The following is a 14,404-nucleotide window of genomic DNA, read 5'->3' as shown; positions in this document are numbered from 1 at the left end:
ATGAGATATCGCTTTGCACCATTGTTCGCCTTTAGCTTTCTGCTTTTTGCCTTTAGCTCATCCTATGCGCAGCAAACAGAAAAAATATACCTATCGGGTACGGGCAGCGATCATACCGTAAACTGGCAATTCTTTTGTACCGCAGGAATGAACTCCGGCAAATGGACAACCATACCCGTACCCTCAAACTGGGAACTACAAGGCTTTGGTAAATATAATTATGGTTTGGACAAGGATACGGTAAGAGGCAAAGAATCAGGTTTGTATAAATACGAATTTAAAGTGCCTGCATCCTGGAAAGGGAAAGACATCAAGATCGTTTTTGAGGGATCGATGACCGATACCCGTGTAAAAATTAACGGTGAACCGGCAGGGCCAATACATCAGGGTTCGTTTTATCGCTTTAAATACGATATAACTAAACTGCTTAAATACGGCGAACCCAATTTATTGGAAGCAACGGTGGATAAACATTCGGCCAATGCATCGGTAAACGGGGCAGAACGCAAAGCGGATTTTTGGATATTCGGTGGTATTTATCGCCCTGTATATTTGGAAGCTGCGCCAGAACAACACATCAGCCATGTAGCGGTAAATGGTTTGGCTAATGGGGAATTTACTGCCAATGTCTTTTTAGAAAAAGCATCGGCTGGTAGCGTGGTTACTGGACAAATTTATACCCTTACTGGACAAAAAGTTGGTTTGGCTTTCCAAACTAAAGTAAATAAAAACGATACGGTTGTACGTCTTCAAACAAATACTTCTTCGCCTAAAGTATGGTCGCCTGAGTTTCCAAACTTATATCAGGTTGTATTTACTTTAACAAGTAATGGTAAGGCAACCCATTTGGTAAAACAAAAATTTGGTTTCCGTACAGTTGAGTTTCGTGAGCACGATGGTATTTACGTGAACAATGTAAAGATCAAATTTAAAGGTGTTAACCGCCATTCATTCTGGCCAACCACAGGCAGGGCCCTAAATAAAACCCGCAGCATAGAAGATGTTAAGCTGATCAAAGGAATGAACATGAACGCGGTGCGCATGTCGCACTATCCGCCTGACGATCACTTTTTAGATGCTTGCGATTCATTAGGTCTATTTGTGTTGGATGAATTAACAGGCTGGCATAATAAATATGATACCGAAGTAGGCTCTAAATTGGTGAAAGAGATGATTGAAAAAGATGTGAACCATCCATCCATCACCATCTGGGATAACGGTAACGAAGGTGGTTTTAATTTTGATCTTGACCATCTATTTACTGATTATGATATTCAAAAGCGCCCGCTTATACACCCATGGGCAATATATAAAGGAATAAATACACAGCATTATATCAATTATGATTATGGCACATACACCAATCTGCATGGACATGATGTAACATTCCCTACCGAGTTTTTGCATGGATTATACGATGGTGGCGCAGGTGCCGGATTAGATGATTTTTGGGAACTGATGTGGCATACGCCGCTATCTGCCGGAGGTTTCATTTGGGCTTTTGCCGATGAAGATGTAGTGCGTACAGATAAAAATGGTGAGTTGGACTCTGATGGCGACCATGCTCCCGATGGTATAGTTGGCCCATATCACGAAAAGGAAGGCAGTTATAATGCTATAAAAGAAATATGGTGCCCGGTACATATGGAGGCTCGTGAAATTACGCCATCATTCAACGGTAGGTTGCGCTTGCGTAATAGGTATTTTTATACCAACATTAAACAATGCAGTTTCGGTTACAAGCTGACTAATCTTGATAATCCTTATCGTAAAAATACAGTCGCTTCAAAAGCAGGTGTAATTGCTTCGTCTGATATTGCCCCCGGTCAGTTTGGTGATCTGCAATTGCAGTTACCTACCGATTGGAAGAATTATGATGTATTATACGTAACTGCTTATGATGTTACGCATCATGAATTGTTCACCTGGAGTTACCCCATCAGCGGTCATGGTGAAATTACCCGTAGAATGATAAATACTGCCGGAACTGTTAAGCCCACTATCAAAGAAACCGATTCGCTTTATAAAGTAAATGCCAATGGTATTGATGTAGAGTTTAACCGCAACTCGGGCGTATTAGTTAGTGTGAAAAATGCGAAAGGTAATATCCCCTTCAATAACGGGCCAATATTAGCCGAAGGTGCTGAGAAAACGGGCTTCCAAAAATTGAGTTATCATTATGAAGGTAATGCGCTGGTTGTTGAAGCATCATTTGAAAAGAAAGCAAATATTGCCGGATTGAAATGGACAATTTATCCATCGGGATGGTTAAAGCTAACTGTTAAGTATTGGCCTATAGGCGAAGAAGGTAATTTGTTGGGCTTTAGTTTTTCTTATCCCGAAAAGGATGTTAAAGGAGTTACCTACATGGGCGATGGCCCTTGTCGTGTGTGGAAAAATCGTTTGAAAGGTGTAAATCTGAATGTTTGGGACAAAACTTATAACAATACCATAACAGGGCAGCCAAAGGTAGAATATCCTGAGTTTAAGGGCTATTACTCTGATCTGTACTGGATGAAACTGAATACCACATCGCAGCCAATTACTATTGTTTGTGATAACCGTGATGTATTTATGCGTTTGTTCACTCCGGCACAACCTAAAAAGGTTTACAACACGGCACCTGCATTTCCGTCGGGCGATATATCGTTCATGAATGGGATAACGGCAATTGGTACCAAATCGCAAAAGCCGGAGAAGTTGGGTACGCAGGGCTTCCCAAATAAGTATTTTGATTACTACAAGGATATAGATATGGCATTGTCAATTACCTTATACTTTGATTTTTCGGGCAAATGAAACTGAACCGCGCATATCTTTTAACAGTTACATTACTTTTAAGTAGTGTTTGCTTCTTTTCCTTTCGGGAAAAAGCCCCTGCTGTTATTCAGTTACAAAACTTGCGTTGTGAGATGCTGGTAGATCCATTGGGTATTGATGCCCTAAATCCCCGTTTAAGTTGGGAGATCAATAGTGACATACGCAATGTGCAGCAAACCGCTTATCATATTCTTGTGGCATCGTCGGCAGCAAAGCTTGCCGCTAATACTGGCGATCTTTGGGATTCGGGCGTAATTAAATCTGATAAGTCTATTCAAATTAATTATGCAGGAAGAGTGCTAGCAAGCCGTATAGCTTGTTTCTGGAAAGTACAGGTAATCACCAATAAAGGTACAAGTGACTGGAGCAAACCCGCTACGTGGAGCATGGGATTATTAAAACCTGCCGACTGGCAAGGTAAATGGATAGGGCTGGATAAAGCTTTCCCCTGGGATAGCGTTTCTAAATTTTCAAGATTATCGGCCAGATATTTCCGTAAAGAGTTTAAGGCACAGTCGGCCATTAAAAAAGCTACAGTTTATGTATCTGGTTTAGGATTATATGAGTTGTACGTTAATGGCAATAAAATTGGCGACCAAGTGATGGCGCCCGCTCCAACAGATTTTACAAAGTCGGTTAAATACAATACGTACGATGTTACCGCTCAGGTTAAACAAGGCGATAATGTAATAGGTACTATCCTGGGTAATGGCCGCTTTTTTACTATGCGCCAAAATTATAAACCGCAAAAGATCAAAACCTTCGGTTATCCAAAAATGCTGTTGCAAATGGATATTGAATACACAGATGGCTCTCACAAGGCTATTGTTACTGATGATAGCTGGAAAGTAACTGCTGATGGTCCCATCAGAACTAATAATGAGTACGATGGTGAGGAATATGATGCTAATAAAGAGTTAATTAACTGGTATTCTATTGGCTTTAATGATGCCGGTTGGTTGAAACCAGAATTGGTTGAAGCTCCGGGAGGTAAATTGGTGGCACAGATGAATGAGAAGATTCGTGTGACTGAAACCATCAAACCAAAATCGATCACCAAATTAAATGCCACAACCTATGTAATGGATATGGGGCAAAATATGGCTGGCTGGCTAAAAATGAGTGTGAAAGGTAATAAAGGCGATAAAGTGCAATTACGTTTTGCCGAAACCACTCAAAATGACGGTGAACTATACGTAGCCAATTTACGTGATGCAAAATCTACCGATGTGTATACACTTAAAGGTGGTGAAATAGAAACCTGGCACCCGGTATTTGTGTATCATGGTTTTAGATATGTAGAGATAATAGGTTACCCCGGCACCCCAACTGTTGACGATTTTGAGGGGCAGGTGGTAAACGATGATCTGGAAAATACCGGTCAATTTGAAACCTCCAATACTCTGATCAATAAAATATACCGGAATGCTTACTGGGGTATAAGGGCTAATTATAAAGGTATGCCGCTTGATTGTCCGCAACGTAACGAACGTATGCCTTGGTTGGCCGATCATGCTACCGGTTCTTACAGTGAGAGCTTCATGTTTGATAACGCCAAACTGTACGCTAAGTGGACTGATGATATAGAGGAATCACAAAAGCCTGAAGGTAACCTACCCGATGTTGCCCCTGCTTACTGGAACTATTATAGCGATGATGTAACATGGCCTGCAACTTATTTGATTGTAGCTGATATGCTTTATAATCAATATGGGGATACCAAACCAATCGCGAAGCACTATGAATCCATGAAAAAATGGCTGGCTTACATGCAGGCTAAGTACATGAAGAACTACATTGTTACCAAAGATAAATACGGTGACTGGTGTGTTCCTCCTGAATCGCCGGAGTTGATACACTCTAAGGATACCTTACGTGCTACGGATGGAAAATTGATAGCAACGGCCTACTATTTCAGATTATTATCGCTAATGCAACACTTTGCCAAAATATTGAACAAACCGCAGGATGCTCAGCAGTTTTCGGCTTTATCGGCAAATATCAAAACCGCTTTTAACCAAAAGTTTTTTAATGCCAAAACTAACCGCTACAGCAATAATTCGGTAACGTCAAACTTGCTGCCTATGTATTTTGATATGGTACCGGAGGCTAACCGAAAAGCCGTATTTAAAAACATTGAGGACAAGATACTGATAGATAACAAAGGCCACATCAGCACAGGTGTTATTGGCACACAATGGCTAATGCGCAGTTTGACTGATAACAGCCGTACGGATATCGCCTATAAAATTGTATCCAACACAGATTACCCAAGCTGGGGCTATATGGTAAACAAGGGCGCGACAACTTTTTGGGAATTATGGAACGGTGATACTGCCAGTCCGCAAATGAATTCGCAAAACCATGTGATGCTATTGGGTGATCTATTGGTTTGGTACTACGAGGACCTTGCCGGGATAAAAACTAACCCCTTACATCCAGGATTCAAACAGTTGGTTATGAAACCAGAATCAACCGAAGGGTTGGATTTTGTGAATGCCAGTTACCACTCTATTCACGGTGTAATCAAAAGCAACTGGAAAAAGGACGGCAAAATTTTTAACTGGAACATAACTGTTCCGGCTAATAGTAGCGCGGTGGTTTATGTTCCGGCAACACGTGTTACCGATGTGCTCGAATCAGGCAAAAAAATAAGCATTGCCGAAAGTGTTAAATTTTTAAGAATGGAGAAAGACAGGGCCGTATTTGAAATAGGCTCGGGTAATTATTCGTTTAAATCAATTATGTAATATGAAAAGGATAATAGCGATATTGATATTGGGTTTGGCCATAAATAACACTTTTGCCCAGCAGAAAAATCCCTGGCGGAATGGAATTGTGACCGATGAGTTCATTTACGAAAAAGCACCTTATCCCGAATGCCATGCATCAACCATTGTACAAACCAATAAAGGTTTGGTAGCAGCATGGTTTGGTGGTACAAAAGAGCGCAATCCGGATGTATGTATCTGGGTGAGCCGTAATGTAAATGGCAAATGGTTGGAAGCGGTTAACGTAGCCAATGGGATCCAGAACGATACTTTACGCTACCCTTGCTGGAATCCGGTGTTGTACCAGATCCCGAAAGGTAAATTGATATTATTTTACAAGATAGGCCCAAAACCATCTGAGTGGAAGGGTTTTTACAAAACGTCTAAAGATGGCGGCATCACATGGTCGGCACAGGTTGCGTTGCCTGAAGGGATTCTGGGCCCGATAAAGAATAAGCCTGTATTGCTTAAAAACGGCATAATAATGAGTCCATCAAGTACTGAAGGAAATGGTGGCTGGAAAGCACATGTTGAAATATCTGCCGATAAGGGCAAAACATGGAAACTGGTTAGTATCCCGAAAGGTGAAAGCAAGGGCGCTATACAACCAAGTATTTTGTTTCATAAAGATGGCTGGTTACAAGCTTTGTGCCGCAGCCAGGACAGGGCCATTCTGGAAAGCTGGTCGAGCGATAATGGATTAAGCTGGTCGCCGTTGGCTAAAACCACCTTGCCTAACAATAATTCGGGTACTGATGCGGTGACTTTGAAAGATGGCCGCCAGTTGCTGGTGTATAACCACGTATTGCCTCCGGGTACTTTAGCAAAAGGTGCCCGTACTCCCCTCAATGTGGCGCTTTCTAAAGATGGTAAAACATGGTTCGCCTCGTTGATACTCGAGGATTCGCCCATTAGTCAATATTCATATCCGGCGGTGATTCAAACCAGCGATGGCTTGGTGCATTTTGTGTACACATGGCGCAGGCAACGAATCAAGCACGTGGTTGTTGATCCATCGAAACTGAAAATGGTAGAGATCAAAAACGGCGAATGGCCCAAAGTTGATGGTTACAGTTTGCCTGTAGCCACTGGAGAAGCCAAAGATTTATAATATGATTAAAAGGCTTCATATCATTTTATGCTTAATGCTGGTTTCTTCGGCAAGGTTGTTTGCGCAGGTAAGTGCCGATGATAGCTTAAAGGAGCCGTTGAAACAGGTATTAACAGAGATTGAGGCACGCTTTCATGTGCAGATCAAGTATGACGAAAGTTTAGTTAAAGATAAAGTAGTAACCTTTGCCAAATGGCGTTTCAGGCCCGATGCTGATAAGACATTGAACAATATTTTAACGCCGCTGGATATCTCTTTCCCTAAAACCGGGAATATTTATAAGCTACGCAAATTTGATTACCCACGCTGGACGGTTGAAGATGGCAAACAGCAATTGGATTATTTATCATCGTTGTATAATGATGTTCCAAGTTTTGAAAAACGAAAGAAAGCGATCCGTGAATGCATATACAGCGCTTTGCGTTTGTCACCGCTTCCGGCTAAGCCAAATTCAAAACCTTTTATTACCAACCAAAGGCAAATGGACGGCTATACTATTGAGAATGTAGCTATTGAAACCTTACCGGGATTATATGTTTGCGGCTCCTTATACCAACCGGCAAAAGTTAAGGGCAAAATACCGGTTATTATTGCACCCAACGGGCATTTCCAAGCCGGAAGATATAATAAAGATCAACAAAAGCTTTGCGCTACACTGGCACGAATGGGGGCAATGGCATTCAGTTATGATCTGTTTGGATGGGGTGAATCAATGCTTCAATTTAAGTTTGAGGATCATAACCGCAGTTTGGCTATGGCGATACAAGCTTTGAATGGCTTGAGATTAATTGATTTTTTATTAACTCAGAAAGGTGCAGATGCCTCACGATTAGGAATTACCGGAGCCTCGGGCGGTGGTAGCCAAACCATGTTGCTTTCTGCTTTGGATGATAGGATTAAGGTAAGCGCCCCGGTGGTTATGCTATCCTGCTATTTCTATGGCGGTTCACTGTCGGAAAGCGGGATGCCAATTCATTTGTGTGAGGGCGGTACTAACAATCCTGAATTGGCCGCGATGTTCGCACCAAAACCTCAACTGGTAGTATCTGATGGAAAAGATTGGACCGAGCATGTGCCCGAAATAGAGTTCCCGTATCTGCAAAAGGTTTATAGTTATTATGGCAAAAAGGATGCGGTTAAAAATGTGCATCTACCTACCGAGGGCCACGATTATGGCATCTCAAAACGGAAAGCCGTATATGAGTTTATGGCGCATAATTTAGGTTTGGATATTAAACAGGTTCAGGACGCTAATGGCATTATTGACGAAACTAAAAGCGTTATAGAAAAGGAGCAGGCTTTGTATGTATTTGGAGATAAAGGAGAACATTTACCCGCCAATGCTATACATGGCTTTGAGCAAATGGTGAAAGTATTTGATAAAGCGGTAGCTAAAACAATTAGAATATAGATCATGAAATCAGACAAAGAAATAGCATCAATAAACAGGAGAGGTTTTTTAGGCAGAGCGGCCTTGCTTACAGGAGGTTTGTTGTTAGCCAGAAATGCATCATGGGCAAGTATTTTTGCAGCATCTAATCAAAAATATAAGGTCGCTGTGGTTGATCTGATGATATTGAAACGTCAAAAATTGGGCGCTTTTCAATTAACTAAAGATATTGGTGCGGATGGTGTAGAAGTTGATATGGGTGGTTTGGGTAACCGGGTTACTTTTGAGAGCCAGTTAGCTACGCCGGAGATCCGTCAGCAATTTTTAGATAAGGCGAAGGAATTGGATTTGGAGATATGCTCGCTTGCTATGACGGGTTTCTACGCGCAATCATTTGCCGAACGCGATGGAGTTGACAAAATGGTTCAGGATTGCCTGGATACGGCTAAGGCTATGAATGTGAAGGTAGTATTCCTGCCGCTTGGTGGGAGCGATGTGGTTAAGAAACCCGAACTACGGCCCGCAATTGTAGAGCGTTTAAAAGCTATCGGACCAAAAGCGGAAGCTATGGGTATAACCATTGGTATCGAAACTGCTTTAGCTGCTGCGGATGAGGTTAGATTATTGGATGAGATAGGCTGTAAAGCGGTACAAAGCTATTTCAACTTCGCCAATGCCTGTGATAATGGGAGGGATGTGAGTAAAGAGTTGGAAACCTTAGGTAAAAAGCGGATCTGCCAGATCCACTGCAGTGATACCGATGGTGTATGGCTGCAAAACGACCCCAAGATAGATATGAAAAAGGTGAAGAAAACTTTAGATAAAATGAAATGGAGCGGCTGGCTGGTTATTGAGCGTTCGCGCGATAAAAATAACACCAAGGATGTGAAAGGCAACTTTGGTGCCAATACAACTTATGTGAAATCAATATTTCAATCGTAAATAATTTGAAACTGATCTGTAAAATAGGAATTGGAATGATGCTGATATTATCTGTATGGCAGAGTCGTGCGGCAGAAATATGGGTTTCACCAACAGGCTCCGATCAAAACTCGGGGACTAAAGAACAACCTATGGCTACGCCTTCGGCAGCATTACGTAAAGTAAGGGAGTTAAGGCGATTAAATGACGCATCGGTTAAAGATGGTATTCATATCATTGTGAAAGGCGGGACATATCAATTGTTTGAACCTGTTTTCGTTCGTCCGGAGGATTCCGGAACGGCAACCAGCCCTACAACAATAGAAGCGGCTCCAAATGAAGTTCCTGTTTTAAGTGGCGGCGAGCAAATTAAAGGATGGCAAAAAGTAAAAGGTTCAATTCCCGGATTACCCCAAGTAGCCAAGGGGAATGTTTGGGTTGCTGATGCTCTGATGGCCGCCGGTAATATGTTAAACTTTAGGCAACTTTGGGTAAATGAGCGTAAGGCTATTCGCGCTAAAAGCATCAATGCCGATGGTATGAGCCGTATTTTATCATGGAACCACAAAGAGCAAACCTGTTGGATACCCAAACCTAAAACTGGTGACCTAACTGCCGTTGCCGGTATGGAGATGTTCATTCACCAGTGGTGGGCAATTGCTGTGTTGCGTATCAAATCAATACAGGTGCGAGGTGATAGTGCCAAATTAAGTTTTATGCAGCCCGAGAGCCGGGTACAATCAGAGCATCCCTGGCCTGCACCTTTTATATCTAAAAAGCCGGGGGGGAATTCGGCCTTTTATTTAATAAACGCTATCCAGTTTTTAGATGAACCGGGTGAATGGTATTTGGATGCCAAAACCAGAAAGGTCTATTACTGGCCACGTAAAGGTGAGAATATGACTACGGTCAATATAGTTGCACCATCATTAGAAACATTAGTTAAAGTTGAAGGCTCTATAGACAATCCGGTGAGCTATGTTTACTTCAAGGGCATTAGTTTTAAATATGCTACCTGGCTTTATCCATCAAAGGCGGGTTTGGTGCCGCATCAGGCCGGAATGTATATGCTGGATGCTTATAAATTGAAAGTTCCCGGTACACCGGATAAAAAGGGATTAGAGAACCAGGCTTGGGTTGGCCGTCCCGCGGCAGCGGTTGAAGTATCATACGCTAATCACACTGGTTTTGAAGCTTGCAGGTTTGAACATATGGCTTCAACCGGATTGGATTATAAACGCGGCACACATGATGATGAAGTAAAAGGATGTTTGTTTAAAGATATAGGTGGCACTGGTATATTGGCAGGAGTATTCTCTGATGAAGCTACCGAGGTTCACTTGCCTTACAATCCTAAAGATGCACGTGAGGTTTGTACCAATGAGCACATCTCAAATAACGTGATAACTGATATTAGCAATGAAGATTGGGGGTGCGTAGGAATAGGGGCAGGCTATGTTAAAGGCATTAGTATTGAACATAACGAGATCTGTGAAACATCATATTCGGGCATCAGTGTAGGATGGGGTTGGACCAAGACAACTAATGCTATGAGCGATAATCGCATCCATGCAAATAAGGTAAGTCATTACGCAAAACATATGTATGATGTGGCGGGGGTTTACACCTTATCGGCGCAAGCCGGAACAATAATTTCAGAGAACTATGTGGATTCAATTTACAAAGCATCGTATGCTCATGACCCTGTCCATTGGTTTTATTTGTATTTGGATGAGGGTTCCTCGAACATCACCGTAAAGGATAACTGGACGCCTGCCGAGAAGTATTTAAAGAATGCTAATGGCCCCGGAAATGTATGGGAAAACAATGGGCCGAAGGTATCAGATCAAATAAAAAACGCTGCCGGATTGGAGCCGGCTTACCAATATTTGCTGAAAGAGAAAGTTATAAATCCGGCTAAACAACAGATAAATATATTTAAACTATGAATAGATATAAATTACATAAAAATTTAATTATAAACTATTTAAGCTTTTTTATAATTGGATTTTGTTTGTTGTGTGGCTCACAAAAAATCTATGCATTTACAGGGTATAAGGCAACAAGTGTTATCGAAATTGAATACCCGGCTAATGTTAAAGGTGAGCAAGATAAATTGCTTGACTTTTGCAAGCAGCAGTTGATTGATAATAATGATATTTATCAATGGAACAACCACTTTGTGATTTACGGGAACGGATATGGCCATTTACTTTTGAAAGTGAAATCAGCATTTAAGGAGTGCATTATCAAGTTTTACGAAAAGCCTTTTTACAATTTTGAACGAAGCCGTTGTGATAATAAAAATATTTCATCGCGTTTGGATAATATTCTTTTGACGGCTGACCTTGTTGCCGATCCCAAGTTGCAGCACGAGTATTTAGCTTACCATGCTACACAATTTGAAAAGTGGCCAGAGGTATCAAATGGTTTTTGTAACGCCAGTTTTCAAAGGTTACTGGTGTTTAGAAATGGCAGGCAGTTGATGCTTGTAATTAGCATCCCGAAAGGCGATAGTTTAGATAAACTGAACCCATTGACCACTAAAAATAACCCAAGAGTTGATGAATGGAATAAGATCATGTCAAAATATCAGCAAGGCGTATCCGGGACGAAGAAAGGCGAGACCTGGGTATTTTTAAAAGCCTATAACCAAACCAATCACATCAATCATCAATAAATTATGCTCGGATTAGGAATATTAGGATTAGGCGAAGGCCGTAGTACCATGTCGGCAGCGATAGAGAGCCCCAAGTGGGACCTGAAAATGATTTGCGACCGCAATGAAGATTTATGCCGCCAACGCGCCGACGAGTTTAAAATGTACGACTACACGACCAATTACCAGGACATGCTGGATGACAAGGATATTGATGTAATTGCCATTTATACGCCCGATCATCTACATGCCCAACATGTTAAGCAAGCTTTATTGCATAACAAACATGTGGTTTGTACCAAACCGTTTATTGATGACCTGGCAGATGCTAATGAATTAATTGAACTGGCCGAAAAGGTTGGCAAAAAAGTGTTTATTGGTCAAAGTTCACGTTTTTTTGAACCTGCTAAAAGGCAGCGGAAAGATTTTGAAGCCGGATTAGTAGGTGAGTTGATCACCATAGAAAGCCATTACAATGCCGATCACCGTTGGTTTTTGGAAAAACCCTGGGCATTGGAAAGTTCATTTAAATGGCTATATGGCGGATTGAGCCACCCTGTAGATTTTATCCGCTGGTATTTACCAAACATTGAAGAGGTGATGGGTTATGGTATGATCAGCAGCAACGGTGCTATAGCAGGATTGAAAAATCAAGATACCATGCACTTTATTTTTAAAGCTACTGATGGGCGCATAGCCAGGGTAAGCGGAGCCTATACCGGCCCAACTCAACCTGCTCAACGCGATAGCGGTATGAGTGTTATTTTAAGAGGCACGGTAGGCGCATCGCAAGCCGATTATCATGAACTGCGTTATGCGATTACAGATAAAACAGGCGAAGAAAAAATAGTTGTTTGGGGTGATTCAACAATCAAACATTACTTCCGGTTTGAAGGGCAAAGTCACCATGCAGGTGAATACCAGAATTACCTGGAGTACTTTGCCGATAGTATTGAGCAAGGTTTTACCGCTTATCCCGATCTGAAAGAAGGTATAGGTACCGTTGCCTTGCTACAAGCCATGGATCAATCATTACAAACCGGCAAACCGGTAAAAATTGCCGATATGTTTACCGTGCACAACATAAATCTAAGTTAATGCACAGCATAGTTGACCGCCTTACCTTTTTAGATTATGCCATTGTGGTGGCATATCTGGTGATATTAATTGTGATTGGTTATCGCGCTAGCTTTGTTGGGCGTAATAAGGAAGAATCATACTTCTTGGCTAATAAATCATTGGGTTGGGCCAGTATTGGCTTTAACATGTGGGGCACCAATGTAGGGCCATCGCTGTTACTGGCGTTCGCGAGTATCGGTTTTAGCTCGGGTATTGTTGGTGCCAATTTTGATTGGTATGCCTTTATATTTTTGATGCTGCTGGCTATGGTTTTTGCACCCCGTTACCTGGCTGCCAAAGTAACTACCATGCCCGAGTTTATGGGTAACCGTTACGGCGATTCTACACAGAATATTTTGGCCTGGTACGCATTGGTTAAAATGCTGATATCGTGGTTGTCGCTTGGCTTATTTGCAGGCGGCCTTTTGGTTAGGCAAGTACTGGGTATCCCCATGTGGGAATCGGTTATTGTATTGGTTTCTTTCGCTGGATTGTTTGCTTTTACGGGCGGTTTAAAGGCCATTGCCAAGGTTAATATATTCCAAATGTTGTTACTGATTGGGGTGTCGCTAACCCTGAATGTTTTAGGTGTTATCAAGGTTGGTAGTTTATCAGCGGTGGTTCATGGCGTACCTGCGGATTATTGGACGCTCATTCATCCGGCTAACGACCCTAAATATCCGTGGTATGCTATTATGTTGGGATATCCGGTTTCGGCAATCGCTTTTTTCTGTACAGATCAGGCTATGGTTCAATCGGTATTAGGTTCTAAAAATCTGGAACAAGGCCAATTGGGCGTAAGTTTTATTGGTTGGTTGAAGATATTATCATTACCATTATTCCTCTTAACAGGGATTTTATGCTTTATTCTGTTCCCCCATTTAAAAGATCCAAGCGAAGCCTACATGACGATGGTTACCAACCTATTTCCACCGGGGATGAACGGATTGGTTATTGTGGTGTTGATAGCCGTTTTGGTTGGTACTATAGGTTCGTCATTAAACGCTTTGAGTACGGTGTTTACGATGGATATCTACGTTAAAAAGATCAATCCGAAAGCAAGTAATGAGCAGATCATCAAGATGGGACGTTGGACAGTTGTTGCCGGATGCATTTTCGCCATCGGGATGGCTTTGGCTATTGATAGCATTAAAGATTTGAACTTGTTCGATGTTTTTCAATCTATCCTCGGCTTCATCGCGCCGCCATTGGCTGTGGTGTTTTTGCTCAGTGTTTTCTGGAAACGCACATCCCGCAAGGCAGTTAACTTTGTACTTTCCATAGGCTCTGTTATCAGTTTGGGTACTGGGGTGATCTATTTGTGGATTCTGCCGGCATCTAAATACACTTTTTGGCCGCATTACATGATGCTGTCGTTTTTAATATTCGCTTTGCTTACAATTTTGGCTGTGCTGATATCTGTTTTTGACCCCTCTCCGCAAATATATGTGGTTGATGATAAGGCGGAGGTTCCGGTTTGGACAGTGACCAATAAAGTTAAGCTTTCGTGGACGCTGTTAACGGTGGTTATGGTTGCGTTATATATTTATTTTAAGTAGGATGGAAGAGATTGTTATGAAACCAAAAGCGCGTCATTGCGAGGTACGAAGCAA

The 14,404-nt window shown here is 41.9% G+C and carries 9 protein-coding genes; all 9 read left to right on the top strand.

Annotation, left to right across the window (positions count from 1 at the left end; all coding sequences use genetic code 11):
• From ABIN91_RS04675 to ABIN91_RS04635, 9 genes are read left to right on the top strand one after another with little or no spacing between them, the layout of a single operon-like run.
• A complete protein-coding gene (locus ABIN91_RS04675; protein WP_348048982.1) occupies positions 1–2,799 on the top strand; it encodes a glycoside hydrolase family 2 TIM barrel-domain containing protein in 2,799 nt (932 codons plus the stop codon).
• Positions 2,796–5,570 carry a family 78 glycoside hydrolase catalytic domain gene (locus ABIN91_RS04670; RefSeq protein WP_348048980.1) on the top strand — a complete coding sequence of 925 codons (2,775 nt, stop codon included), beginning with the start codon at positions 2,796–2,798 and terminating at the stop codon, positions 5,568–5,570. Before ABIN91_RS04675 ends, ABIN91_RS04670 begins: the two co-directional genes overlap by 4 nt.
• Position 5,571: 1 nt before the next feature.
• Positions 5,572–6,702, top strand: coding sequence for a sialidase family protein (locus tag ABIN91_RS04665; protein WP_348048978.1), 1,131 nt, complete (start codon positions 5,572–5,574; stop codon positions 6,700–6,702).
• A 1-nt stretch (position 6,703) separates the two neighbouring features.
• Positions 6,704–8,113, top strand: a complete 1,410-nt coding sequence (locus tag ABIN91_RS04660) for an acetylxylan esterase (RefSeq protein WP_348048976.1) — start codon at positions 6,704–6,706, stop codon at positions 8,111–8,113.
• 3 nt (positions 8,114–8,116) lie between these two features.
• Positions 8,117–9,034 carry a sugar phosphate isomerase/epimerase family protein gene (locus ABIN91_RS04655; RefSeq protein ID WP_348048974.1) on the top strand — a complete coding sequence of 306 codons (918 nt, stop codon included), beginning with the start codon at positions 8,117–8,119 and terminating at the stop codon, positions 9,032–9,034.
• Positions 9,035–9,069: 35 nt separating this feature from the next.
• A complete protein-coding gene (locus ABIN91_RS04650) occupies positions 9,070–10,962 on the top strand; it encodes a right-handed parallel beta-helix repeat-containing protein (protein ID WP_348048972.1) in 1,893 nt (630 codons plus the stop codon).
• The gene (locus ABIN91_RS04645; RefSeq protein WP_348048970.1) at positions 10,959–11,693 is read left to right on the top strand and encodes an L-rhamnose mutarotase; all 735 of its coding nucleotides are present in this window, start codon (positions 10,959–10,961) and stop codon (positions 11,691–11,693) included. Before ABIN91_RS04650 ends, ABIN91_RS04645 begins: the two co-directional genes overlap by 4 nt.
• A 3-nt stretch (positions 11,694–11,696) precedes the next feature.
• On the top strand, positions 11,697–12,770 hold the full coding sequence (locus ABIN91_RS04640) for a Gfo/Idh/MocA family oxidoreductase (RefSeq protein WP_348048968.1): 1,074 nt from the start codon (positions 11,697–11,699) through the stop codon (positions 12,768–12,770).
• On the top strand, positions 12,770–14,350 hold the full coding sequence (locus tag ABIN91_RS04635) for a sodium/solute symporter (RefSeq protein WP_348048966.1): 1,581 nt from the start codon (positions 12,770–12,772) through the stop codon (positions 14,348–14,350). Before ABIN91_RS04640 ends, ABIN91_RS04635 begins: the two co-directional genes overlap by 1 nt.
• Positions 14,351–14,404 lie beyond the last annotated feature (54 nt).

Origin of the sequence: Mucilaginibacter sp. (genome assembly GCF_039921305.1) — a bacterium.
Taxonomy (GTDB): domain Bacteria; phylum Bacteroidota; class Bacteroidia; order Sphingobacteriales; family Sphingobacteriaceae; genus Mucilaginibacter.
Note: the sequence above shows the minus strand (reverse complement) of the source record. Positions and strands in the feature narration are given on the sequence as shown.

Excerpts from the sequence above, each read along its gene's own strand:
- ABIN91_RS04670 (WP_348048980.1), top strand. The coding sequence starts at position 2,796 with ATGAAACTGAACCGCGCATATCTTTTAACAGTTACATTACTTTTAAGT.
- ABIN91_RS04675 (WP_348048982.1), top strand. The coding sequence starts at position 1 with ATGAGATATCGCTTTGCACCATTGTTCGCCTTTAGCTTTCTGCTTTTT.
- ABIN91_RS04650 (WP_348048972.1), top strand. The coding sequence starts at position 9,070 with ATGATGCTGATATTATCTGTATGGCAGAGTCGTGCGGCAGAAATATGG.
- ABIN91_RS04665 (WP_348048978.1), top strand. The coding sequence starts at position 5,572 with ATGAAAAGGATAATAGCGATATTGATATTGGGTTTGGCCATAAATAAC.
- ABIN91_RS04635 (WP_348048966.1), top strand. The coding sequence starts at position 12,770 with ATGCACAGCATAGTTGACCGCCTTACCTTTTTAGATTATGCCATTGTG.
- ABIN91_RS04655 (WP_348048974.1), top strand. The coding sequence starts at position 8,117 with ATGAAATCAGACAAAGAAATAGCATCAATAAACAGGAGAGGTTTTTTA.
- ABIN91_RS04640 (WP_348048968.1), top strand. The coding sequence starts at position 11,697 with ATGCTCGGATTAGGAATATTAGGATTAGGCGAAGGCCGTAGTACCATG.
- ABIN91_RS04645 (WP_348048970.1), top strand. The coding sequence starts at position 10,959 with ATGAATAGATATAAATTACATAAAAATTTAATTATAAACTATTTAAGC.
- ABIN91_RS04660 (WP_348048976.1), top strand. The coding sequence starts at position 6,704 with ATGATTAAAAGGCTTCATATCATTTTATGCTTAATGCTGGTTTCTTCG.